The sequence below is a fragment of the Maribacter dokdonensis DSW-8 genome (assembly GCF_001447995.1).
Lineage (GTDB): Bacteria > Bacteroidota > Bacteroidia > Flavobacteriales > Flavobacteriaceae > Maribacter > Maribacter dokdonensis.
Genome location: NZ_LDPE01000002.1, coordinates 760,423 through 786,227 on the forward strand (window position 1 = coordinate 760,423; position 25,805 = coordinate 786,227).

Consider the following 25,805-nt stretch of genomic DNA (forward strand, 5'->3'; position numbering starts at 1 on the left):
CGCTAACCCTTGCTTTTTTCTTAGATTTGCCCCAGTTTAGATGTAATCATTGTGGGAAGTAAGAATAAGTTAAAAAGATTTCAGGAAAACGAGACGTTTTCAAATGTAATTCAGCCAACCAGAGAAGAGGTGGTAGGTGGTTTTCCATTAAAGGGAAAATGGAATACACACTTTAAAAATGACAATCCTATTGTTTTGGAATTGGGTTGTGGTAAGGGCGAGTATACCGTTGGCTTGGCAAAGAAATTTCCAAACAAGAATTTTATTGGTATTGATATCAAAGGTGCCCGTTTTTGGAAAGGAGCCAAAGAAGCTATTGAAGGTGACCTACCCAATGTTTGCTTTATACGAACACAAATAGAACTGATCGATCATATTTTTGGTGCGGCCGAAGTTTCTGAAATCTGGATTACCTTTCCTGATCCGCAAATAAAATATAAGCGTACAAAGCACCGTATGACCAATGCGGTATTTTTAGAACGCTACAAACAAGTACTAAAACCAGAAGGTACCGTAAATCTGAAAACAGATAGCGAGTTTATGCACGGGTATACTTTGGGCTTATTGCATGGTCTTGGTTTAGAGGTACTGTATGCTAACCATGATGTATACAAAAATGAAGGCAGTCCTAAAGAGGTTTTAGAAATACAGACTTTCTATGAAAATCAGTATCTTGAAAAGGGAAAGCCTATAACCTTTGTTAGGTTCAGGGTAAACTAAATCAATGCAACAACTACCAACCTTGTTTGTTTTTACTTTTGGTGCAGCTTTTATTGCATCATTGCCACCAGGCCTGCTCAACTTGAATGCAGCCAAGACCAGTGTGGAGAAAGGTAAGGTAAATGGGATTATTTTTGGATTAGGAGTAGCACTGGCCGTAATGCTACAGACCTATATTGCTGTACGTATTGCCAAACTAATATCAAGAAATCAACATGTTATAGAGGTGTTGCTCCAATTGGCATTGGGTATCTTTTTTATATTGGCGATCGTGTTTTTTATCAAAGGGAGAAATCAGAAAAGTAAACCCTTAATGTTGGTGGAGACCAAAAAACGAAACAGTTTTTCAAAAGGGGTGTTCTTGGCACTCATTAACTTACTGGCCATACCTTATTACAGCGGACTTAATACTGTGTTTCACTCTCAGGGTATTATGACCTATGAAATTATTGATGAGGTGCTATTTTTATTGGCAACGGGTAGTGGTACTTTTTTGGCAATGTATTTATATGTTATTTATTTCAATAGATGGGAGCATAGAGCGGCTTCATTCTCTAAGAACAGTAATTATATTTTAAGCGGATTAATGGTATTGCTATTTATCATTACTGCTTTTCGATTGTTTAATTAAACGATAAGATGCCATGAAACCTGAAAATGAGAATTTTTTTGAAAGAGTATATCAGGTGGCACGGTTAATTCCTGAAGGTAGGGTAACTTCCTATGGTGCCATTGCCAAATATTTAGGTGCGGCACGTAGTGCAAGAATGGTAGGTTGGGCAATGAACGCATCTCACACTATGGATGATATACCTGCACATAGGGTCGTCAATAAGGCTGGGATATTAACCGGAAAACACCATTTTGACGGCACCAACCTTATGCAACAATTGTTAGAGGCAGAAGGTGTTCAAATTAAAGATCTGCAAATAGTGGATTTGGATAAACATTTCTGGGATCCGTTTACTGAGCTTAAAGCAGAATTGTAATGCTATTGAAAGGTTAACGTAAACGTCGTTGTTTCATTTGATGTTACACGTATTGATCCCCCATGTAAACGCATAATCTGTTTGCTTAAACTAAGCCCTATTCCGGTACCAGTACTTTTGGTCGTAAAAAAAGGAACAAAAACTTCATCTAACATTTCAGGAGAAATACCAGGACCATTATCCGTTACGGTAATATATTTCTTGCCTTGTGGAGATTCACCTGCCGTGATCACTATTTTTCCTTCTTCTTGACCTTCTAACGCTTGTTGTGCATTTTTTCCCAGATTTAGGAGTATTTGGGTAAGTTGTTTTTCATCAATATACAGTTCTAGATCTTCAGGTTCTGCGATTACCTCAAGAGTGATGTCGTGCGCATTGGTATATTCTTGTAGTAGGAGGCGTACTTTTTCTAAAATTTTGGTCGCTGGTATTAGTTCCCTATCAGGTTCAGGTACACTTAAAAAAGTACGGTAAGACTGTACAAAACTCATAAGGTCATTGCCCTGTTCTTTAATGACCTCTAGACCTTTGGCGGAATTCTTTATTTGTAGTTCTCCAAATTCTTCTGGGGTAGTCAGTTCATTTCCTTTCTTAAAGTATTTTAAAATAGATTCAGAAATAGAGGTTATTGGTGTAATGGTATTCATGATTTCATGTGTAAGTACACGTATAAGTTTTGCCCAAGAATCTGTTTCTCTGTCATCCAATTCTTTTTGTATATCATGAACTACGACTAATAGTAATTGCTGTCCTTCAATGGAAATTGGGGTGCATTTTAACGTTAGCTCTTTTTTTCCTCGTTCATTGCCCAACGAATGTATGGTACTTTCAAACGGTTGTAGATTTTCAAACAAGCCATAAAGACCAGGGTCTATCTGCTTTAATTGTTTTACGTGGTTTAAAGGTCTGTAATTGAGCAAATCTTGCACCGTAGGGTTGGCGTAGAGAATGTGTCCTTTATTATTGACGGTAAAAATGCCTATATCCGCTTGTCGTAAAATCTCTTGGTAGTATTGTTCTTGCGCCTGTTTTTTAAGGTGAATATCTTGAATCATATTGTTTAACATATTCAAACTATGGTTCAATTCTTCAATAGACTTTACGCTTAGTTTTTCGGGAAATCGTAGGGTGAAATCCTCATTTTTTATAGCATCAAAAAAATAGGCTATTTTTCTATTCGTCTGGTTTACGTAATGTATAAGAGCGTACACTAACCCTATTAATACAAAGGTTAAAATAACACCGAGTAAATACTGTTCTTTAGAAAAAAGAAAAGCGGTACAAAGTGCACAAATAGCAATGAGAACAATGCGAAATACAAGTTGGTAGTATATGCTTTTGCTGACCATTATTTCCCTGATTTTTTAAGTTTATTGTAAAGTGTTTGTCTGGAAATACCCAATTGGTCCGCTGCGGCACTGTAATTACCGTCATTGTCGTTAAGGGCTTTGGTTATCATCAATAATTCCATTTCTTCAAGGGTTTTTGGTCCGGCTTCCATTGCAACGGCTGGTTTTGCGTCCAATAAAAAATCTGTTGGTTTTAGTACATTTCCTTCAGATAAGATTACGGCACGTTCCATAGTGTGTAGAAGTTCTCTTACGTTTCCTGGCCATGGGTAGGTTATTAGTTTTTCTTGTGCAGTTTGGTTTATTTTTAAACTTGGTTTACCATATTTGTGGGCATATTTTTTTAGAAAATAATCTGCCAAAACCAAAACGTCATTATCACGATCGCGCAATGCAGGCACCTGTACTTGAATGGTATTTATTCTATATAACAGATCTTCTCTAAAAAGTCCGTCTGCCACCATTTGTTCTAAATTACAATTGGTTGCACATACCAATCTTATATCTACAGGTATGGGTTTGTTTGATCCTACCCGTACCACCACTCTGTTTTGTATGACCGATAATAATTTGGCTTGCATCTGCAAAGAAAGATTCCCTATTTCATCTAAGAACAAAGTACCTCCATTAGCAGCTTCAAACTTACCGGCACGGTCATCTTTGGCATCTGTAAAGGAGCCTTTTACGTGGCCAAAAAGTTCGCTCTCAAATAAATTTTCGGAAATAGACCCCATATCCACAGAAATAAAAACCTCATTATTTCGGGCAGATGATTTATGAAGTTCTCTGGCTATAAGTTCCTTTCCAGTACCGTTCTCCCCGGTTACTAAAATATTTACATCGGTTTTGGCAACTTTCTGCACAAGGCTCAGTACACTATTAAGTGCTTTTGAATTACCAATGATGTAATTGGAATTCTGATTGATGACCTGCTTAAGGTTGCTTTCTTTCTGTTTTAAGTGTTGTACTTCTTTCTGTGATTTTCTAAGCTCGTAGGCAGATTTAACCGTAGTTAAAAGTCGTTCGTTATTCCAAGGTTTCAATACAAAATCTGTTGCCCCTTCTTTAATGGCTTCTACTGCAAGCTCAACGGCACCATAAGCCGTCATCATAATAACTGATATGTGCGGAGCCTTTTTCTTAATTTCTCGCAGCCAATACAATCCTTCGTTACCGGTATTCACTCCGGCAGAAAAATTCATATCCAATAATATGATATCTATTTCCTTAAGGTTGGGAAAAGATGAAAGTAAATTAGGGTTAGAAATGGTTTGTACACTTTTATATTCAAACTGTAATAGTATTTCTAATGCGCTGAGCACGCTTTTGGTATCATCTATTACAAGAATCTTGGCATCGATCATGATTACATTCTTTTTAACTCATTTAAATCTACACATAGAAGTTTGTATTTTCATATCACTGTAAAAAATTTTGACAATATCTGTACAACATTTTTACACTGATAAAATATTGTCAAATTTTATTACAAGTTAAATGCCTGCAAATCAATAATTTAAAATTATGGCACGCATATAGTATAGAGAATGGCATACCAATAAAGAAATGAACAAGAAATTTAAAATAACGACACTTTTACTGCTGACCATTTGGGCATCTGTATTTGCTCAAGAAAGTTGGACATTAGATGAATGTGTTTCATATGCCTTAGCGCATAATTTACAGTTGAATGATTTTAAGTATACCAATCAATCTAATAAAGAAACCTATAGACAATCAGTTCGTAACTTGTTGCCATCGGTAAATGCATCATCTAGTTATCTTGTTAATTATGGTAGGGCAGAAGATCCTAATACGGGAACATTTGTAAATCAGGATTTCTACTCTAATAATTATTCATTGGAGTCCTCCATTGATTTGTTTCAGGGATTTCAAAAAATAAATGCCATTAAAGCATCTAAATTGTTGTTCAAAGCAACCAAAGAAGATGTATTGCAACAAAAATATTTACTGGCATTTAGGGTAATGCAAGCGTTCTATGATATTCAGTTTTTTGAAGGATTGGTAGCAATCTCAAAAGAACAATTAATGGTCTCGCAAACCAATTACAACTTGGTAGAAAAGCAGGTAGAATTAGGCTTAAAAGCCGGTGCCGATCTTTATGAGGCAGAGTCGTTACTATTGACCGATAAATTGAACGTAACACAAAGTGCCAATCAACTGGCGACGGCAAAATTAACCTTGATCCAAGAAATGAACTTGGAGAATACCTCTGAAATTGAAATTACAAAAGAATTGCCGCAAGTGGTAACAGGTGCAATGGTTAACGAAATAAAATCTGATGCTGTTTACACCGAAGCTCGCGAGTTTTTACCATTGATAAAGGCACAGGAATTAAGAGCTAAAGCAGCAAGAAAACAGGTTGCGGTCTCCAGGGGAAGATTGTATCCGTCACTTTCTTTCTTTGCAGGAATTGGTACTGGGTATTTTGAAACTACGAGAGACACGCTTGGCAAAACCTTACCGTTTAGGCAACAATTTAGGGACAATACTTCGCAGTATATTGGGGTAAATTTAAGTGTGCCCATTAGTAACGGTTGGTCTGCACGATCACAGGTGAAGCAATCTAAAATAGAAAAGCTTCGTGCAGAGAATAATTTAAAGACACAAGAGCAAGAGTTGTTTCAAACCATTCAGCAATTAGTGCAAGATTATAATTCATTATTGGTAGAATTGGTGCAGAGCAACCAAAAAATGGAAGCGCAGAATTTAGCCTTTACCATTGCTCAAAAAAGATATGAAAAAGGACTGATAAATGCTTTAGAGCTTTTTACTGCCAAAAATTTATATGCTAGTGCACAAAATGAGAATTTACAGGTAAAATTACGTTCAGAGATCAATAAAAGCACATTGGACTTTTACCGAGGACTACCAGTATTTAATATTGAAGCCAACTAAATTTTTATTTGGAACCAGCAACCAAAAACGAACAACGAACAAACGAACAAATGATTACCATGGATATAAAATTAGAAAAGAAAAAAGGATTAAAACCAAAACACTACGGTTACATTGCTCTGGGTGTATTGCTACTATTTGTAGGTTACCAACTGTTATTTGCCAGTTCGGTATCCACATTTAGAACCGAGAAAGATAAACTTTCGGTTGCTGAGGTGTCTGCAGGAAAATTCGATGATTATATTACCATTAATGGTAACGTTGCGCCTATTGCAACTATTTATATGGATGCCTATGAAGGTGGTCGTGTAAGCGAAAAGTTAATAGAAGAAGGTGCTATGGTCAAAAAAGGCGATATCATCTTAAAGCTGGAAAACATGAATCTGTACGAACAGATTTTGGCGAGTGAAAGTAACCTGGCATTAAAGCAAAACGATTTAAGATCCACAAAATTGAATTTCGATTCTAGACAAGTAGAAGGTAGAAAGTCATTGGCAACGGCAAGTACAGATCTACAGCGGTTAAAGAGAAATTACGAACAGAACAAAGCGTTGTTCGATGAGGAATTAATATCTAGGGAAGCCTATCAACTATCAAAAGAAAACTATGAACTTTCTCAAAAGCAGCATGAAATTGTAAAGCTACAGACCGAGCAGGATGATGAGTTACGCGAAACTTCATTAAGAGGTCTGGATACAGATTTGGCTCGTATGCAAAAAACATTGGGTATGGTGTACCAAAGGCTGGATCATTTAAATGTTCGCGCTCCTGCAGATGGTCAATTAGGATTTTTAGATGCTGAAATTGGTCAGAGTATTGCTCAAGGGCAGCGTATTGGGCAAATCAACGTGTTAACAGATTATAAAATAGAAGCAGATATAGATGAGCATTATATTGATCGCGTAAAAAGAGACCTTACTGCGGTTTTAGAGCGTAATGGCGCAGAATTTCCATTACGATTAAGAAAAGTATATCCAGAAGTTCGAAATGGTAGGTTCAAGGTAGATTTGGTATTTACGGATAATAAGCCAGAAACCATACGTTCAGGACAGAGCTACAATATTAAATTACAATTGGGAGAATCTAATGATGCGCTTTTATTACCAAAAGGAAGCTTTTTTCAGAGTACCGGCGGTCAATGGATATTTGTACTAAATCCAGATGGCGGAGAAGCCATAAAAAGAAATATAAGAATAGGAAAACAGAATTCTAGATACTATGAAGTATTGGAAGGCTTGGAACCAGGGGAAAAAGTAATAACTAGTAACTACGATAATTTCGGGGAAGCGGAAAGAATTGTACTAAAATAGCTTCGGCTCCGCTCAGCTACCTTAAGTGTTTGGTTTCGAACCCTGAGCGTAGTCGAAGGGTAGAAAGTAGGAAAGAATTATCTTAAAATAAAACTGTCACATCAGAGAATTTTCGATGTCATTATAACAATCAAAAAGAAAGAAACATGATAACCATTACAAACCTAAAAAAGAGTTTTAGAACAGAAGAAGTAGAAACCTTGGCATTGAACAGTGTCAACCTAAAAGTAGAAGATGGCGAGTTTGTTGCCATTATGGGACCATCTGGCTGTGGTAAATCTACATTATTGAACATCATTGGTATGTTGGACAACCCAACGGAGGGTAGCTACAATTTTGCAGGTAATGAAGTGGGAGGCTTAAAGGAGAGCGAGCGTACCCAACTGCGTAAGGGTAATTTAGGTTTTGTATTTCAGAGCTTTAATTTAATAGATGAGCTTACCGTTTTTGAAAACGTAGAGCTACCATTGATCTATTTAAAAATGGGAAAGGCAGAGCGTAAGGAGAAAGTAATGAAAGTGCTGGAACGTATGAAAATAGCACATAGGGAAAAACATTTTCCCCAGCAATTATCAGGTGGTCAGCAGCAACGTGTGGCAATATCAAGAGCGGTGGTTACCAATCCGAAATTGATACTTGCCGATGAGCCAACTGGGAACTTGGATTCTAAAAACGGAATTGAAGTAATGAACTTGTTGACAGAATTGAACCAAGAAGGAACCACAATAGTAATGGTAACACACTCGGACAGAGACTCACATTACGCGCATAGAGTTGTAAATCTATTCGACGGTCAAATCGTAACTGAAAGTCAGAATAGGGCTATAGGTGCCATGATGTAAGGGAGTTTATTCATCAATCAATCATTAATTCTGTTCACTGAGCGGAGCCGAAGTGAAGATTACTAATCGACCAACAAACCAAACCAACCAAACTTATCCCTTAATCACGGATAATTATTTAATCATCAGTCAATAAAAACGAGAGCCATGTTCAGAAACCATCTTAAAATAGCCTGGAGAAGTATTAAGAAGGATACGCTATTTGCTACCATTAAAATTGGTGGCTTTGCTGTTGGTATAGCGGCTTGTCTTTTAATAGCCTTATTCATTCACAATGAAGTGGGTTATGATCAGCACTATACCAAAAAAGATCAGTTATATAGGGTAGTGTTAGAAGGCATGTACAAAGGTGAAGTCATGAAAAGCACTCACTTTCAATTACCCTTTGCAGAAGCCTTGCAAAATGATTTTCCAGAAATAAAAAAGGCAGGGAAAATAAATACAATTGAAATTTTTGGGGCAGGTAAACGCGGTATTCGCTTAGCTGGGGCAGCTCAAAATAACTTGGAAACCGGCTTTGTGCTTGCGGATCAAGAAGCATTTGAACTTTTGGAGGTGAAGTTGCAACAAGGTAATCCTAAAACCGCATTGGCAAATCCAAAAAGTATTGTCATATCGGAATCCAAAGCGGCAAAGTATTTTAATGGGGATAAAATTTTGGGCGAAACCATCATTTTAGATAATGATGAGAGTACTCCGTATACGGTAACCGGGGTCATGAAAGATGCTGCAAAAAACTCACATCTAACCTATGACTTTCTTTTACCTATAGAAGACACCAATGCAAACTGGACCAACCAGAATTACTTTACCTATGTGTTGGTAGATGACCGTACGAACGTGCAGGAATTGGAACAAAAAATGGTTTCTATTGTTGAAGACTATATTATACCTGCACAGCGCGAACGAGGGCGTGCTCCAGACTTTATTGAGGTGCTTAGAACCATGAAGTACAAACTACAGCCCATAACCGATATTCATCTGTATTCGGATATTAAAATGTCAGACGGACTTAAACATGGCGATATCCGTTTTGTTTGGCTTTTTGCCGCTGTAGCCGGTTTTGTGCTATTATTGGCGGTAATCAACTTTATTAATCTTTCTACCGCAAAGTCTGCCAATAGGGCTAAAGAGGTTGGCTTAAGAAAAACCATTGGTGCTTTTAAAAGCAATTTGATAACGCAATTTTTGACCGAATCTATGATGTTTAGTTTTGTGTCTTTTCTATTAGGCGTGCTATTGGCATGGGCATTACTGCCAACATTTAACAACATGGCATCTAAAACTATAGAAATGCCTTGGTCTGCTTGGTGGTTTGTTCCGGTAATAGTAGTTGCTGCTCTTTTAGTAGGTGCTTTGGCGGGCTTATATCCGGCATTTTATTTGTCGGCATTTAAACCGGTAAATGTTTTAAAGGGAAGTCTTAGTATTGGCAGTAAAAGTGGCAAATTAAGGAGCGGACTCGTTATTTTTCAATTTACCACATCGGTAGTGCTGATCATTGCCACTTTGATTATTTACAAACAAATGGACTTTATTCTTCAAAAAGAATTGGGGTATGATAAGGAACAGGTTGTTGTTCTAGAAGGTACCGGAATCTTAGGGGAGAGTGCTGAAAATTTTAAAGAACAACTACTTCAATTGCCACAAGTGAAATCGGCTACCATTTCTAATTATTTGCCGGTAGATGGTGGTAGTAGAAACGGTAATACATTTAGAAGGGAAGATGAAGGAAATGAAGGTAGAGGTATACCTGCCCAAATCTGGAGAGTAGATTATGATTACATTAAAACGCTTGGTATTACGGTTAAAACAGGAAGAGATTTTTCTAAGCAATTTGCGTCTGATGCTTTGAACTCAATTATTATAAACGCCAATATGCAACGTGAATTGGGCTTGGAAAACGCTATTGGCAAAGAACTAAACAATAACGGTCAACAGTTTAAGGTCATAGGTGTAATAGATGATTTTCATTTTAAGTCCTTAAAAGAAGATATTTCTTCGCTATCGCTCGTAATCGGTAAAGATTTAGGGTCTATATCGCTAAAGTTGGAAAAAGGAAATGTGAATGAAGCCTTGGCTTCAATTACTTCGGTTTGGGATAAAAATGTGCCCAGTCAGTCCATTAATTATAGTTTTTTAGATCAAGAGTTCAGCCATATGCACGATGATGTGGAACGTATGGGTAAAATATTCAACAGTTTTGCCCTGTTCGCTATTTTAGTTGCTTGTTTAGGCTTGTTTGCACTATCTGCCTTTATGGTAGAACAACGTAAAAAAGAGATCAGCATCCGCTTGGTTTTAGGGGCTCCGTTTAAAAGCATCTATAAATTGCTTACCGTAGATTTTATGAAACTGATTATAATTTCTATCGCCATTGCCATACCTGTAGGGTGGTATTTAATGAGCCGTTGGTTAGAGGATTTTGCCTACCACATCACTATTGGTTGGGGCATATTCTTTATCGCAGGATTCATTGCATTGACCATAGCTATTTTGACCATAAGCTATCAATCTATAGGCGCTGCGCTGATACAGCCTTTAAAAAGCTTGCGTAAAGAATAATTCATCATCAAAAAACAAAAATCATGTTCAAGATCTATTTAAAAATCGCCTTTAGAAATGCATTTAGATATAAGGGCAATAGTATCATTAATATAGCTGGACTTGCAATTGGTTTAACCTGTGTTATTTTGATAGCCCTTTTTATAAACGATGAATTAAGCTATGATCGTTTTTTTAATGATACGGACCAAGTGTATAGGGTCAATTTAAATGGTAAAATGGGCGATGATGAGTTCTATGCGGGTTATACACCTCCGCCAGCAGGTGAGACTTTGGTTGCAAATTTTCCTGAAATTGAAAGTTATACTCGTATATACAGACCCGGGGTTGATGTTCTTGAATATTCCAATGGTTCTGAAAAACAAATCTTCAACGAAGAAAACCTATTTGCGGTAGATGCCAATTTTTTAGAGGTTTTAAGCTATCCTATGTTAAAGGGTGATCCCATAAAAAGTTTGCAAGAAGGGAACAGTGTAGTTATAACCAATAGTATTGCAGAGAAATATTTTGGAGATGCAGATCCGCTTGGTAAAATTCTTTTTTATGGAAAGGAAAGAACACCGTTGAATGTTACGGGTGTTTTAGAAGATATGGACAATCTACAAACTTCTGTAGAATTTGATATACTAGTTCCTGTTTCAAATTTTTCAAATGTAAAACGATTTAATTGGAGTTGGGTATGGTTACAAATGGCTACTTATGTGAAATTGACTGAAAAAGCAGCGGCAAACCCAAAAGTGATTAATCATTTAGAATCACAGTTTCCAGAATTGATTAGGTTACATGCAGCAAATGCTTTTGACAGGATAGGGCAGCCGTATGAAGAGTTTTTGGAAAATGGGAACAAATGGGATTTACACTTGCAGGCACTAACCGATATTCATCTACATTCTAATGATATTGAATCTGCAATTACTGAACAGAACAGTGTTAAGAATTTATACATTTTTGCAATAATTGCGCTTTTTATTATAATACTGGCCTCGGTTAATTTTGTCAATTTAGCTACAGCGCAGGCCTCTAAGAGAAGTAAGGAAATTGGTATTAGAAAAGTGCTGGGTTCTCCCAGAATTCAACTTATAAAACAGTTTTTGGCGGAAGCCATTTTTTATACCGTAGTATCCACGTTTTTAGCTGTAGTGTTGGTATGGGTGTTTTTGCCGTTATTTAATCAGTTAGCTGGTAAAACCATTAATTTCAATTCAATATATGATAATGGTATTTGGTTATTTATTATTTGCCTTAGTTTATTTACCGCTCTTCTGGCGGGCATTTATCCAGCGTTTTATCTAACTTCTTTTAAAGCGGCAAATGTTTTAAAAGGGGTTTCTAAAGTAGCTAACAGTAAAGACGGTATTATTAGAAACGGATTAGTGATTTTTCAATTTACCGTTGCCATAATCATGATTATAGCAACTAGTGTTGTGTATCTGCAATTGAACTATACACAAAACCGTGATTTAGGTTATGATAAAGAAAACTTGCTTGTAATTCGTAATGCAGAAAAATTGGACGGTAGCGAAAAAACCTTTAGATCGGAACTAGAGGCGCTATCAGAAGTAAAAAATGCCGCCGTTTCTTCAGGTATGCTTACCAGAGGTAGTTTTGGTGATTTTTACTTTCCAGAAGCATCTAATTCTGACGATAAGGTCGCTAAGGATATTATATTACAATCTTACCTGGTTGATGAACATTTTATGAAGACCCTAGATTTGAAGTTAATAAAAGGTAGAGCGTTTGATAATAACTTCAATGATTCGTTGTCAGTTGTGATCAATGAAGCAGCAGCAAAGCAAATAGGATGGGAAAACCCTATTGGAAGAATGATTCAGTATCCTGGCGGTAAAATGGAATCATACAAAGTGGTGGGAGTTTTAAAGGACTTTAATTTAGAATCGTTGCATAGTCATATTACACCATTCGCATTGTTTTCGAATACCTCGGAGAGTTATGAAACTGGCGTTTCCTACATCACTTTAAAGGTGAGTTCGGAAAATATTGGAAAATTGATGTCTTCTATAGAAAAGAAATGGAATGACTATCAACCAAATGTGCCTTTTGAATATTCTTTTTTGGATGATGATTTAAATACCGCATATATATCAGACCAAAGACAGGCAAATTTGTTTGGGGTGTTTTCTTTCTTGACCATATTTATTGCCTGTATGGGGTTGTTGGGGTTAATAGCGTTCATAGCCCAACAGAAAACAAAAGAAATTGGGATAAGGAAAGTTTTGGGTGCAAGCATTAGTGAAATTGTACAGATGCTTGCTCGCGATTTTGTAATGGTAATTGTAATAGCCATGTTGATAGCGACACCGGTTGCATGGTATTTTATGAATAAATGGCTGCAAGATTTCGCCTATAAAATAGAAATACCTTGGTGGGTGTTTATAGTATCTGGCGGAATGGCCCTCGTCATTGCCCTTTTTACTATGGGATTTCAAGCAGTGAAGGCAGCGGTTGCAAACCCCGCTCAGAGTTTGCGAACAGAGTAAAATACATCCCATATGTTCTCTTGAAAGAAAAGTGGGTACACTATAGAATTCATCAAATCTACTCCCCTAGGTAAAGAGTAAGGGGGCTAAAAACAAAAATCATGATCAAAAACTATTTAAAAATCGCTTGGAGAAACCTTTGGAAGAACAAAGGCTATAGTATGCTGAATATCTTTGGTTTGGCAATAGGTATCACCTGTGCAGCCATGATTTTGCTTTGGGTAGAAGATGAGGTTGGTTATGATGCTAATTTTGATAAGCAAGACGTGGTATATTATGTACCCACAAATCAGCAATATGAAGGTGAGTGGCGTACATTTCATTCAACTCCCGGTCCGTTGGCAGAAGTTTTAAAGGAAGAGGTACCAGGTATTGTAGGTGCGGCCCGAACAAAAGAAGAAGATTTTTTATTTCAGGTAGGTGAAACGGCCATCAATAAAAATGGACGTTACGCAGATGCTGATTTTTTAAGTATGTTCAGCCTCTCATTTGTGGAAGGCAATTTGGAAACTGCTTTTGATGATGTAGATGCCATTGTTATCTCACAAGAAACGGCTACACAATTATTTGGTAAGAATATTTCAGCAATTAACAAAGTAATTAAAATAAACAACGAAGAAAGTTATATCGTTTCAGGAGTTTACGAAGATTTGCCGCACAATGTAACCTATAGTTTTGATTGGGTTGTTCCTTTTGATCACTTTGCAAAGGATAATGAATGGGTAAACGAATATGATAGAAACTTCGCGGACACTTTTGTGGAACTTTCGCCAGAAGCAAATTTTGATGTGGTCAATAATAAAGTAAAGGCAATACTACCAATGAAAACCGAGGACGATGAAACCATCGCCTTTTTATTCTCCATGAAAGATTGGCATTTACGTTCGGCATTTGAAGGCGGTAAAAATATAGGAGGACAAATAACCTATGTACGGCTGTTTAGTCTTATTGCACTCATTATTTTATTAATTGCCTGTATCAATTTTATGAACTTGGCTACTGCTCGTAGCGAGAAAAGGGCAAATGAAGTAGGGGTGCGTAAAGTTTTAGGCTCTGGGAGAAAAGGACTGATCTCTCAATTTATGGCAGAAGCGATAATCACAGCAGGGTTATCTGCCGTGTTAAGTGTGCTTTTGTTAAAGTTATTGGTGCCGCAATTTAATACCATGATCGGCAAACAATTAGCGCTAAACCTGGTAAACCCAACGCATTTGTTAACGCTGTTAGGTATCACATTGATTTGTGGCTTGGTTGCAGGCTGGTATCCGGCATTTTATTTGTCATCTTTTAAACCTGTAGACGTTTTAAAAGGAGCAAGAAGGTCAAAAGGAAGTGCCTCAATGATAAGAAAGGGGCTGGTAGCTACTCAGTTTGTTGTATCCATAGTATTTATCATCAGCACCATTATCGTCTATCAACAAGTACAGTATGTAAAAGGACGCGATTTAGGCTACAATAAAGAAAATCTGGTGAAAATTCCCGTTAACGGAGATATGATCAAAAACTTCAAACCTATTGAAGAAGACATGAAAGCTTCGGGGAGGATAGAAAGCATCGGATTCATTAATTCTGATATTTTATCCGGTGGAAATAATACATCGGGGTTAAGCTGGCAAGGCGGTGTAGATACTGAAGATGTACTGGTATCGGTTAGAGATATTACAGTAGATTTCTTCAACACTACAGGAATGAAAATTATTGAAGGACGCGGATTTAGTAACAATCCTGCACAGGACAGTGTCAATATTATTGTCAGTGAATCTTTTGCAAAACTTATGGGTAGCGGCAGTGCCATTGGTAAAACTATAGAAGAAGATTATCCTGTGATAGGGGTTGTAAAAGATTATGTGTACGGAGATATGTATGGTTCAAGTGATCCTGTCATTTTTTTCAACGACCCTAGTCAAGCACGTTTTATGTATGTAAAAACTAAAACGGGAATAGAAACAGCATTGGCACTTAATGCAATGGAAGCAACGTTGCATAAGTTTAACCCGGCGTTTCCTTTTGAATATGAATTTGTGGATGACACTTACGATGCCAAATTTAAAAGTGAGCAATTAATAGGCAACCTATCCCAAGTTTTTGCACTGCTGGCCATCCTAATATCTTGTTTGGGACTCTTTGGCTTGTCCGCTTTTACTGCAGACCAACGTAGAAAGGAAATTGGCGTACGAAAGGTGCTAGGTTCAAGTATTACAGGTATTGTGGGCTTATTGTCTAAAGATTTTATGAAATTGGTAGGTATGGCGATAGTAATTGCAACGCCAATAGCCTGGTTGTTAATGCAGAATTGGTTAGAGGGTTTTGCATACAGAACTTCAATTAATGCTTGGGCGTTCATAATTGCCGGGGCGGTAGCCATTGTAATAGCGTTATTGACCATTAGTTTTCAAGCTATTAATGCAGCAAGGGTAAACCCGGTAAAAAGTCTAAGAACGGAGTAGGGGTATAGTAAATATATTGGACATAATCTGTATAAATATTTGACACTTAGTATTTTGTGTGTTTATATAAATAATTGAAAATCAATACCTTGTATTCTTGGCATAGAAATAGAATTTGATACTCCGTAATCAAGCATCAAAAAACGAGAACCATGTTTAAAAACTATCTAAAAATCGCCTGGAGGAGTCTAAAAAAGCAAGCCTTTTTCACTTTTCTAAACACCTTCGGTCTAGCCATAGGAATGGCGGGGGCATTAATTATATCGCTTTATATCTACGATGAGCTTAGTTATGATAAAATGTTTGCCAATGCAGATAGGATTTATCGTATAGACTCTGATATCAAATTTGGTGGAGCGGAAATTAAGGCGGGGGAATCTGCCGCACCAATGGCGGAAACCTTAAAAAGAGACTATCCACAGGTAGAAGCTTCAGTGCGATTTAGAACCATAGGTAGTGCTTATGTAAAGAAAGTTGGGGGAAACAGAAGTGCCAAAGAAAACCATATCACCTATGCCGATTCCACTGTCTTTGAATTTTTTGGGATAGACTTACTTGCGGGTGATGCCAAAACAGCATTAACGGGGACTAATTCATTAGTGCTTACTAAAACTGCAGCAGAAAAACATTTTGGTTCTACTGATGTTATAGGTCAAAATTTATTGTTGGATAATACCGATACCTATACGGTAACCGGTGTCATAGAAGATATGCCCAAAAATTCTTATTTCAATGATTACAGTGTGTTTTTGGCAATGGCGGGCAACGTGGCATCAAGAGAAGATAATTGGGGCGGTAATAATTATTTTACATTTATAAAGTTAATTCCCGGTGCCAAGGCTGAAGATTTTCAAGAGCCCTTACAAGGTATGTTAGAGCGTTATATGTTGCCATGGGCGCAAAAGTATTTTCCAGGTATGACGGCAGAGTCGTTTACGGCATCCGGTAATTACATTCGGTACCACACCATGCCCTTGACCGATATTCATTTGCATTCAGATAAAAGCTCGGAAATGAGTGCAACGAGCAGTATTCAGAATATCTACATTCTTTCTTTTATTGGGCTGTTCTTGATCATATTGGCAAGTGTTAATTTTATGAATTTGTCCACGGCTCATTCGTTAAAGAGAGCTAAAGAAGTAGGGGTGCGAAAAACCTTGGGCTCAAATAAACTGAATTTGGTCTTTCAATTTTTAACCGAATCAGGATTAATTGCATTTGTGTCTTTGTTAGCGGCACTATTGATTACACTGGTAGCTTTGCCGTTTTTCAATGGCTTTACAGGTAAATCAATTGAAATTCCGTTTACGCGGCCCTTATTCTGGTTGGCACTTTTGGGGGCAACTATGTTACTTGGGCTGTTGTCAGGAAGTTATCCTGCATTTTTTATGTCGAGGTTTACACCTGTTAAAACGTTAAAAGGTAACAGTTCTGAAAGTGTGGGCAATGGTAGGGTACGTAATGCCTTGGTAATTTTTCAATTTTCAATTTCGGTATTTCTTATTATCAGCACCTTGGTAGTATTTCAGCAATTGAATTACATACAGAATAAAGATTTGGGCTTCTCCAAGGACCAAGTATTGCTAATAAATGAATTGGGTGCATTAGGGTCCAAAACCAAGGCTTTTAAAGAACAGATTGCTAATATGGGTTTTGTAGAGAGTGCTACGTTGAGCAATTATTATCCAACGCCATCTTGGCGGTCAGATACTTCGTTCTTTGAAGAAGGTTCTAGAGATCAAGAAAGTGCCATTCAAATGCAAGAGTGGGATGTAGATACAGATTATCTAAAAACTATGGAAATGGAACTGGTTGCCGGTCGTGATTTTAATTCCGCCTATACATCAGACTCTACTGCAATTATTATCAATGAAGCTACGCTGCCTATTTTAAATGTTACGGCAGAAGAAGCTTTAGGCATGCGTATATCCGAGGAAATGGATCAAGAAAATCCTGCCTACTATACCATAATTGGAGTGGTCAAAGACTTTCATTATAGAACGTTAAGAACTAATATAGGCGCTTTGGGAATGCATTTGAATTCAAATGCACAGAACATGGCGGTAAGAATGAGTGGTGGAAATTATGCCAATAATATTGCTGCGATAGAAAATACGTGGAACACCATGGCGCCTGGTCAACCTTTTGATTATCGGTTTATGGATGAAGCCTTTAACACCACCTACGAAGCCGAACAAAAACTGAGTCAGATATTTTTCATTTTTACTATGCTGTCCATTTTTATTGCTTGTTTGGGATTATTTGGATTAGCTGCCTTTAATGCCGAAAAACGAACAAAAGAAATCGGTGTTAGAAAAGTGTTGGGAGCTACTGTAAGTCAAATTTCTTACCGACTTACGGTAGATTTCCTAAAATTAGTGGGCGTAGCCATATTGATTTCTTTGCCCATAGGCTGGTTTGTCATGAATAAATGGCTTGAAGATTTCTCATACAGAATTGAGATTGGTGTTGGGGTATTCCTGTTGGCGGCTGTACTCGCCATTATCGTGGCAATACTAACGGTAAGCTACCAAAGTATAAAAGCGGCAATTGTAAATCCTGTTAAGAGTTTACGGTCAGAATAAGTAAAGCATCAAACTTCATCAATCAAAAAGAACATCATGTTAAAGAATTATATCAAAATAGCTTGGCGTAATTTAATAAAGAACAAGCAGCAAACTATCATTAACTTATTGGGTCTTACGCTGGGTACCGTAAGCTGTTTAGTAATATTGTTATATGTATTTGCGCAGTTGGGTTATGATCAGCACCATAACCAGGCGTCATCAATTTATAGGGTGGAGACAATTATAGATCGTGATGGTCAAGAATCTTTTGACTCCGCCACCTCGTCACCACCAATAGCATTTGCATTAAAAGAAGATTTTGCCGAGGTAGAAGAAGCAACCAGAGTTGTATTGACCGATGCATTTTACAGTCCACTAATAAGAGCGACAAATAGTAAAGATGCTTACTATGAACCAAGGGTCTATTTGGCAGATTCAACTTTTTTCAAAGTATTCAATTTTAAAATACTTGAAGGTGATGTAAAAACGGCTTTAGATGAACCCAATACCGTAATGCTGTCATCATACTTGTCCGATAAGTTATTCGGCAACACCAGTCCTTTGGACAAAACTGTAGTTTGGGGCAGTGGGGAAAGTGCATTAACCCTTACCGTAAAAGGAGTTTATGATGAAAAGGCTTATAAAACGCATTTTAATCCTAGTTACATTGTAAGTATGAGTACCCCGGGAATGGGAACCTTTGTACAGAACTTCCAGAGCTTTGCCACCAATAATTTTGCCTACAGTTATGTAAAATTGACCTCAAGTGGTAGTGGCTTAGGTCTTCAACGGAAATTGCCCCAGTTTATGGAAGATAGAGGAGCGCAAGATTTAAAAGATGCCGGTATGAGCAGTAAGACACTAGAGCTTACAAAGGTTACTGATATTCACTTGTACTCCAATGGCAGAAAAAATCAGCTGGATCGCGTATCTAATAGTACCTACCTTTATTTTTTACTGAGTTTGGCATTTTTTATACAATTGGTGGCATGTATTAATTTTATAAATCTTAGTACGGCTAGGGCTAGTAAAAGGGCGCGTGAAATTGGGGTTAGAAAAGTAGTTGGCGCAGGTAAAAATGCATTAATGCGGCAATTTTTGGGCGAGTCTTTGTTACTGTCCATATTCGCCATGTTGATTAGTATTCCTATAGTTATATTGCTTTTGCCATTTGTAAATGAAGTAACACAAGAATCATTGACCTATACAAGTTTGTACCAATGGCAGATTTTGGTAATATTATTGGCTGTAGGTGTAGTTACAGGTTTGGCTTCAGGTGTTTATCCTGCTATAGTCCTATCTTCTATAAAACCGGTGAGAGCATTAAAAAGTTCGGCTATTTTACAATCTGGTAGCGGTACCTTTAGAAAGGCTTTAGTAGTATTTCAATTTGTAATTTCTATATGTTTAATATGTACGGTAATTATTATAGGCCAACAGTTTAAATATGCCCAAACCAAAGACTTAGGTTATAAAAAAGATAACCTTTTGGCATTGCGGGTAGGGACCGAAGAATCATCTAATAAGTTTGAATCTTTAAAAGCATCATTTTTAAAAGTACCGGGCGTATTACAAGTGTCAAGTGGAAATTATTCGCCGTCGGAAATTATATTGGCAGATAATGGATTTTACTTGCCAGGCGGAAATAAGGAAAATAAAACAGTGGTAAAACGTAACGGCGTTAGCGATGGCTATTTTAACACCATGGGTATAGAATTGTTGAAAGGTAGGGATTTCAATGCTGCCGATACCGTAGACCAAATCATAGTGAACGAGGCTACGTTAAAGGCTTTTAATATTGATATTGAAAACGCGTTAAGTGCCACTCTGATGCAAAGTTATGGCGATGAAATTGACGAATTACGAATTATAGGTGTGGTAAAAAACTATCATTTTGCTTCCTTAAAAGAAGAGATTCAGCCTTTGTTCTTGCATAAGGAAACGGAACCTAATTGGCTGTTTATTAAGGCAAACACAGAAAATTATGGTCAGTTGCTACAAGGTTTGGAACAACAATGGAAATCTACGTTAAGTAACATTCCTTTTGATTATAGATTTGTAGATAAAGAAGTAGAAAAGTTATACGAAGAAGAAAAGCGTTTAGGGTTTATCTCTGTAGGATTTACCATTTTAGCAATATTCATAAGCTGCTTGGGCTTATTTGGACTTATCTCCTATGTAGCGGAGCAAAAGAAAAAAGAAATAGGTGTGCGCAAAGTGTTGGGCGCAAGTGTACAGTCAGTAGTTAAATTACTAACTAAAGACTTTATTAAATTGGTACTCATTGCTTTTGTATTAGCATCACCAATAGCCTATTACTTTATCTCTAGATGGTTAGAGGGTTTTACGTATCGTATTGAAATTAAGTGGTGGGTGTTTTTGGCAAGTGGTGTACTTGTTATGGTAATCACATTTTTGACCGTGGGACTGCAATCATTAAAATCAGCAGCTGCAAATCCCGTAAAAAGCTTGCGTTCAGAGTAATTTTTGAAATGTATGGTCAAAACTTGGTTTTGCATTGATGACAAATGGTGTAACATTCTAATTTTTAAGTAGTCATTGTAAATATATTGTACATCTTTTGTCAAAATATTTTACACACGAAAATGTACTTTCATTTTAAGTAATTGATAATTAGATGTTTACTATAGTGGCACGGAATTAGTTTCATATTTTATATCATCATTCAATCAATGTTTAGCATCAACTAATCATCAATCAAAAAACGAACGATCATGTTTAAGAACTATTTAAAAGTTGCTTGGCGAAATCTACTTAAGAATAAGGGGTATACCGTTATAAATGTGGGCGGACTTGCCCTTGGTATGGCGGTAACTTTAATTATTGGGCTTTGGATCCAAGATGAGCTGTCCTATAATAGCTACTTCAAGAATAAAGAAAGTATAGCTCAAGTTTTTCAATCGCAAACCTTTAATGGCGAAACAGGAACAGGACCTGCCATACCAAGACCTTTGGAGAAAGCCTTAAGAGATGGTTACGGTGGTAATTTTAAGCATTTGGTCATGTGTTCTTGGACCAATGACCATTACTTAAAATATGGTGAAAAGAGCATATCTAGACCAGGTAATTACATGCAACAAAATGGACCTGAACTTTTTGGTCTAGATATTATTAAGGGAGAGCAAGATGCGCTACGGGAGATCAATTCCATTATGTTATCAGCATCAACGGCAGATGCCTTGTTCGGTAATGAAGACCCCATTGGTAAAACGGTTACCGTAAGTAATGAGCACAAGTTGAATGTAAGCGCGGTGTACAGTGATATACCTGTCAATAATTCATTTAACGATACCGATTATATTATTCCTTGGGAGAAGTATTTGGCAGTGAACGAATGGATAAAAAATGCCGAAGATCAATGGGGCAACAATTCATTTCAAATGTTCGTACAATTGGCAGATAATACAACCATTGAGCAGGTAACCAATAATATTAAAAACGTAAAGAAAGATTTAAACGAAGATACAGCTCAATTTAATCCGCAGATCTTTTTGTTCCCAATGAAAGATTGGTATTTGCGTAGCAGTTTTGAAAATGGAAAACAAGAAGGTGGGCGCATAAAGTACGTGTGGTTATTTGGTGTCATTGGAGCTTTTGTATTACTGTTGGCATGCATCAATTTTATGAATTTGAGTACCGCCCGTTCAGAGAAAAGGGGCAAGGAAGTTGGCATACGTAAATCTATTGGTTCTCAAAGAGGGCAATTGATCTATCAATTTTTGAGCGAATCGTTTCTTGTGGTTGTTTTTGCATTTGTAGTAGCCATATTGTTGGTATTACTTTCCTTGAACGGATTTAATGAGCTATCTAGAAAAGAAATATTCTTTCCGTGGGATAATGGTATGTTTTGGATGGTGTCATTGGTGTTTATAGTGTTCACTTCCTTGTTGGCAGGTAGCTATCCGGCGTTATACCTATCATCTTTTAGACCGGTAGATGTGCTTAAGGGTACGTTCAAGACCGGAAAGTACGCAGGGTTGCCAAGAAAGGTATTGGTTGTAGTTCAGTTTACGGTCTCGGTAGCTTTTATTATAGGTACGGTGATTGTAATGCAGCAAATCAATTTTGCAAAAAATAGACCTGTTGGGTATGATAAGGAAGGATTGATCCAAATACCGACGTTCAGTCAAGATTTTGTGGGGAAATATGATTTAATGCGAACCGAATTCATAGGGTCCGGAGCGGTAGTGGAAATGTCCACTTCCAGTAGTCCAACTACCCAAATATGGTCTAATAGAGGCGGCTTTACATGGGAAGGCAAACCAGAAGGTTTTCAAGAAGATCTAGCGTGGACAGAAGTTTCACCGGAGTACGCAAAATCATTGAATCTTAAAATTTTAGAAGGGCGCGATTTTTCAAGAGATTTTGCAACCGATTCATTAGGGGTGTTGATCAATGAAACCGCAAAGAAATATCTGGGTATGGAGAATCCTGTAGGGCAGTTATTACGAGACGATGATGAAGAAGACCCTAATCCGCCATTAAAAATTATAGGTGTTGTTCAAGACATGATCACCCAATCACCTTATGAACCGGTAAAACAAGGTGTTTATGTGTATGATAGGTTCAATAATGCCAGTTATTATAACCTAAGGTTGAATCCTAATAACAATGCATCTAAGAGTATTGCCACCGTAGAGAATGTGTTTAAGGAGCATTTTCCGGATATTCCCTTTGAATATGAATTTATAGATAGCGAATATGGTCAAAAGTTTGCATCGGAAGAACGTATTGGTACACTCTCGGGAGTATTTACGGCACTGGCAATTTTAATTAGTTGTTTGGGGTTATTTGGGTTGACATCATTTGTAGCCGAGCAAAGAAAGAAAGAAATAGGGGTGCGTAAGGTATTGGGAGCGTCTATTTTCAATGTATGGAATATGTTGTCCAAAGACTTTTTAAAACTGGTGGTTATCTCTTGTTTTATTGCCGTACCTATAGCTTATTTCATTATGAACGGATGGTTGCAGGAGTATCCGTATAGAGTAGTACTCAAATGGTGGATTTTTGCGGTAGCCATGTTGGGCGCAATGTTAGTGACCATTGCCACGGTAAGTTTTCAAGCTATTAAGGCAGCAAGGGCAAACCCGGTGAAAAGTTTACGAACGGAATAATTTATACGTCATCAATCAATCAAAATATTGTAATCATGATAAAGAATTATTTTAAAATCGCTTGGCGAAATTTGATAAAAAACCGCGTGTTTACCACGGCTAATATTTTGGGCTTAACCTTAGCATTTGCGATTGCACTATTATTGACCATCACCGTTTTGTTCGAGTTATCTTATGATCAGTTTCATGAGAACAAAGAGTCGGTCTATCAAGTGTACTATACTGATCAAACTCCAAAAGGGTCAGAACTTTCAACTGCTAATCCCGTTCCCTTTGCTCCGGCTCTAAAGGATGAAGTGCCCGGCATAAAGCATATAACAAGAGCTTTAAGTGAAAATGTATTGGTTTCTTTTGGGGAGAACGATTATAATTTAGATGCAGAATTTGTTGATACGGACTATTTCTCCATATTCAGTTTTCCAACCCTTATAGGGGATAGTGCCAAGCCTATGCCAGATCAAAATTCGGTTGCCATAACCGAAGAAGTTTCTAAAAAGTTATTTGGGACTACCAATGGTTTGGGTAAAATAGTTAGACTTCAAATAGGAAAAGAGGAAAAGCCTTTTACAGTTTCTGGGATTTTAAAGAACATACCAAACAATAGTAGTATAAATTTTGAAATAGCTATACCGTTCACCACTCATTGGGACTATAAAGAATATGTTGATGCTTGGGATTCTAGAAATCACCCAGTGTATGTGCAATTAGAGGAAGGGGTAACTACTTCGCAATTTGAAAAAAGTACGGTAGATTTTACGCTATTACATAATGAGGAGCAGATCAATAACATGAAACGTGATGGCGCTCAACCGGATGTCAACGATAATTATGCGCAACTTAAATTATTGCCTAGTACAGATATGCATTTCGCTAATTTCAATGCAGAAACCTTACAGGTAAAAAGAACATTTCCGTATTTGGTACTGGGTATAGCATTCTTAATTATTTTTATTGCTTGTGCCAATTTTGTGAACATGAACATTGCCTTGGGTGAAAAACGCCTGAAGGAAATAGGCATGAGAAAAACGTTAGGTGCGGTAAAAGGACAGCTATTTGGACAGTTTTGGTTAGAAAGTTTGTTGGTATTTGCTATTGCTATTGTGTTGGCATTAATTCTTGCCAATGTGTTAATAGACCCATTTAAGACCTTATTTAATACCCAGGCTACTTTTTCAAATATGATGACACCTACAATTTTAGCGGGTTGTTTCTTTGGGGTTTTATTGGTCACATTGATTACGGGTGGGTACCCGGCATTACTATTGAGCAAGCTAAATACCTTGAAGGCTTTAAAAGGTAAGTGGGAACTGGGCAAAAACGGAGTAAGAAATGCGTTGATCGTCGTACAGTTCGTAATTGCTATTGTGTTAATTACCGGCACTTTGGTTTTTCAAGGACAGTTAGAGTTTATGAGAAGCAAAAATCTTGGTTTTAATAAAGAACAGGTAGTGTCCATACCGTTGAACGGAAAAAAAGATAGTTACCGAGTGGTAGAGTTGTTGCGAAATGAACTTAGTGGAAATAGAAATATTTTAAGTGTAACCGGGTCGGACAATAACCTAGGGCGAGGAAAAGACGGCAGCATGTCCATCAGTAAATTCGGGTTTGAACATAAAGGTAGGGTAGTGCAAAGTAATGTTCTTAATGTAGACTATGATTATGCAAAAACCTTAGATCTACAATTGTTGCAAGGGCGTATGTTCAGTAAGGAATATAGTGCGGATAGCTTAAGCATGGTCATCAATGAAGCCATGGTAAAAGAGCTGAACGAAGAGGGTAATCCTCTGGCAACAAGAATATATTTTGATGAAGATTCCGTAGCCTATAATGTCATAGGGGTATTAAAGAACTATAATCATCAAGATATCAGTAGAAGTATAGAACCATTGACTTTATTTCTTGATGATAATTTTGATTTGTATTATGCCTATGTAAAAGTAGCACCGGCAGATATGGCAAATTCTTTTGATGCCATTAAAGACGCTTGGCAAAAGGTTGAGCCAAACGCAGAATTTTTAGGCTCGTTTTTAGATGAAAATATAGACAGAACCTTTAGACGTGAAAAAACGATGGCAACTATTATTACAGCAGGCTCGGTACTTGGTATTGTTCTTAGTTGCATAGGATTGTTTGCTATGTCGTTATTAGTCGTTGCACAACGTACAAAAGAAATAGGTGTTCGTAAAGTTATAGGGGCAAGTACATCATCTATAACCATACTGTTGACCAAAGATTTTTTAAAATTGGTAGGCTTGGCATTCCTAATAGGGGCGCCCATAGCATGGTTTGCTTTAGATAAGTGGTTGCAGGAATATGCTTTTAGGGTGCCATTGAGTATTTGGTTCTTCATTGGTGCAGGAATGCTGGCAGCTTTAATTGCGTTGTTGACGGTAGGAGCAAGAACTATGAAAGCAGCGGCGGCAAACCCTGTTAAAAGCTTAAGAACGGAATAAAATTTAATTAT

15 protein-coding genes are annotated in these 25,805 nt (G+C 37.2%); 13 read left to right on the forward strand and 2 right to left on the reverse strand.

Features of this window, described 5'->3' with window-relative positions; translation table 11 throughout:
• Positions 1-51 precede the first annotated feature (51 nt).
• Genes trmB through I600_RS12945 form a run of 3 tightly spaced genes read left to right on the forward strand, consistent with a single transcriptional unit; the run spans position 52 to position 1,709 of the window.
• A complete protein-coding gene (trmB, locus tag I600_RS12935; protein WP_058104947.1) occupies positions 52-720 on the forward strand; it encodes a tRNA (guanosine(46)-N7)-methyltransferase TrmB in 669 nt (222 codons plus the stop codon).
• A 4-nt stretch (positions 721-724) separates the two neighbouring features.
• The gene (locus I600_RS12940) at positions 725-1,351 is read left to right on the forward strand and encodes a LysE family transporter (RefSeq protein ID WP_058104948.1); all 627 of its coding nucleotides are present in this window, start codon (positions 725-727) and stop codon (positions 1,349-1,351) included.
• Between the two features lie 13 nt (positions 1,352-1,364).
• Positions 1,365-1,709 carry an MGMT family protein gene (locus tag I600_RS12945; protein ID WP_058104949.1) on the forward strand — a complete coding sequence of 115 codons (345 nt, stop codon included), beginning with the start codon at positions 1,365-1,367 and terminating at the stop codon, positions 1,707-1,709.
• Positions 1,710-1,711: 2 nt separating this feature from the next.
• Here the strand turns inward: I600_RS12945 and I600_RS12950 are convergent, their stop codons facing one another.
• Positions 1,712-3,058, reverse strand: a complete 1,347-nt coding sequence (locus tag I600_RS12950; protein WP_058104950.1) for a sensor histidine kinase — start codon at positions 3,056-3,058, stop codon at positions 1,712-1,714.
• The gene (locus I600_RS12955) at positions 3,058-4,422 is read right to left on the reverse strand and encodes a sigma-54-dependent transcriptional regulator (RefSeq protein ID WP_058104951.1); all 1,365 of its coding nucleotides are present in this window, start codon (positions 4,420-4,422) and stop codon (positions 3,058-3,060) included. Before I600_RS12955 ends, I600_RS12950 begins: the two co-directional genes overlap by 1 nt.
• A gap of 202 nt (positions 4,423-4,624) precedes the next feature.
• On the opposite strand from I600_RS12955, the gene I600_RS12960 reads away from it, so the two are divergent.
• The 10 genes from I600_RS12960 (at position 4,625) to I600_RS13005 (ending at position 25,794) form a co-directional block, all read left to right on the forward strand.
• Entirely contained in the window at positions 4,625-5,977 is a 1,353-nt protein-coding gene (locus tag I600_RS12960; RefSeq protein WP_058104952.1) for a TolC family protein, read from the forward strand.
• A 59-nt stretch (positions 5,978-6,036) separates the two neighbouring features.
• A complete protein-coding gene (locus I600_RS12965; RefSeq protein ID WP_058105135.1) occupies positions 6,037-7,287 on the forward strand; it encodes an efflux RND transporter periplasmic adaptor subunit in 1,251 nt (416 codons plus the stop codon).
• A 146-nt stretch (positions 7,288-7,433) separates the two neighbouring features.
• Entirely contained in the window at positions 7,434-8,129 is a 696-nt protein-coding gene (locus I600_RS12970) for an ABC transporter ATP-binding protein (RefSeq protein WP_058104953.1), read from the forward strand.
• Positions 8,130-8,276: 147 nt separating this feature from the next.
• On the forward strand, positions 8,277-10,694 hold the full coding sequence (locus I600_RS12975) for an ABC transporter permease (RefSeq protein WP_058104954.1): 2,418 nt from the start codon (positions 8,277-8,279) through the stop codon (positions 10,692-10,694).
• Between the two features lie 23 nt (positions 10,695-10,717).
• Positions 10,718-13,192, forward strand: a complete 2,475-nt coding sequence (locus I600_RS12980) for an ABC transporter permease (RefSeq protein ID WP_058104955.1) — start codon at positions 10,718-10,720, stop codon at positions 13,190-13,192.
• A 101-nt stretch (positions 13,193-13,293) separates the two neighbouring features.
• On the forward strand, positions 13,294-15,639 hold the full coding sequence (locus tag I600_RS12985; protein ID WP_058104956.1) for an ABC transporter permease: 2,346 nt from the start codon (positions 13,294-13,296) through the stop codon (positions 15,637-15,639).
• 152 nt (positions 15,640-15,791) lie between these two features.
• Positions 15,792-18,224 carry an ABC transporter permease gene (locus tag I600_RS12990; RefSeq protein ID WP_058104957.1) on the forward strand — a complete coding sequence of 811 codons (2,433 nt, stop codon included), beginning with the start codon at positions 15,792-15,794 and terminating at the stop codon, positions 18,222-18,224.
• A 36-nt stretch (positions 18,225-18,260) separates the two neighbouring features.
• A complete protein-coding gene (locus I600_RS12995) occupies positions 18,261-20,690 on the forward strand; it encodes an ABC transporter permease (protein ID WP_058104958.1) in 2,430 nt (809 codons plus the stop codon).
• A gap of 251 nt (positions 20,691-20,941) precedes the next feature.
• Positions 20,942-23,341: an ABC transporter permease gene (locus I600_RS13000; RefSeq protein WP_058104959.1), complete on the forward strand. Its 2,400-nt coding sequence runs from the start codon at positions 20,942-20,944 to the stop codon at positions 23,339-23,341.
• A gap of 35 nt (positions 23,342-23,376) precedes the next feature.
• A complete protein-coding gene (locus I600_RS13005) occupies positions 23,377-25,794 on the forward strand; it encodes an ABC transporter permease (RefSeq protein WP_058104960.1) in 2,418 nt (805 codons plus the stop codon).
• Positions 25,795-25,805: the final 11 nt, after the last annotated feature.

Bases quoted from the DNA above. Each gene is read 5' to 3' on its own strand.
- I600_RS12940 (WP_058104948.1), top strand. From the start codon at position 725: ATGCAACAACTACCAACCTTGTTTGTTTTTACTTTTGGTGCAGCTTTT.
- I600_RS12945 (WP_058104949.1), top strand. From the start codon at position 1,365: ATGAAACCTGAAAATGAGAATTTTTTTGAAAGAGTATATCAGGTGGCA.
- I600_RS12950 (WP_058104950.1), bottom strand. From the start codon at position 3,058: ATGGTCAGCAAAAGCATATACTACCAACTTGTATTTCGCATTGTTCTC.
- I600_RS12955 (WP_058104951.1), bottom strand. From the start codon at position 4,422: ATGATCGATGCCAAGATTCTTGTAATAGATGATACCAAAAGCGTGCTC.
- I600_RS12960 (WP_058104952.1), top strand. From the start codon at position 4,625: ATGAACAAGAAATTTAAAATAACGACACTTTTACTGCTGACCATTTGG.
- I600_RS12965 (WP_058105135.1), top strand. From the start codon at position 6,037: ATGGATATAAAATTAGAAAAGAAAAAAGGATTAAAACCAAAACACTAC.
- I600_RS12970 (WP_058104953.1), top strand. From the start codon at position 7,434: ATGATAACCATTACAAACCTAAAAAAGAGTTTTAGAACAGAAGAAGTA.
- I600_RS12975 (WP_058104954.1), top strand. From the start codon at position 8,277: ATGTTCAGAAACCATCTTAAAATAGCCTGGAGAAGTATTAAGAAGGAT.
- I600_RS12980 (WP_058104955.1), top strand. From the start codon at position 10,718: ATGTTCAAGATCTATTTAAAAATCGCCTTTAGAAATGCATTTAGATAT.
- I600_RS12985 (WP_058104956.1), top strand. From the start codon at position 13,294: ATGATCAAAAACTATTTAAAAATCGCTTGGAGAAACCTTTGGAAGAAC.
- I600_RS12990 (WP_058104957.1), top strand. From the start codon at position 15,792: ATGTTTAAAAACTATCTAAAAATCGCCTGGAGGAGTCTAAAAAAGCAA.
- I600_RS12995 (WP_058104958.1), top strand. From the start codon at position 18,261: ATGTTAAAGAATTATATCAAAATAGCTTGGCGTAATTTAATAAAGAAC.
- I600_RS13000 (WP_058104959.1), top strand. From the start codon at position 20,942: ATGTTTAAGAACTATTTAAAAGTTGCTTGGCGAAATCTACTTAAGAAT.
- I600_RS13005 (WP_058104960.1), top strand. From the start codon at position 23,377: ATGATAAAGAATTATTTTAAAATCGCTTGGCGAAATTTGATAAAAAAC.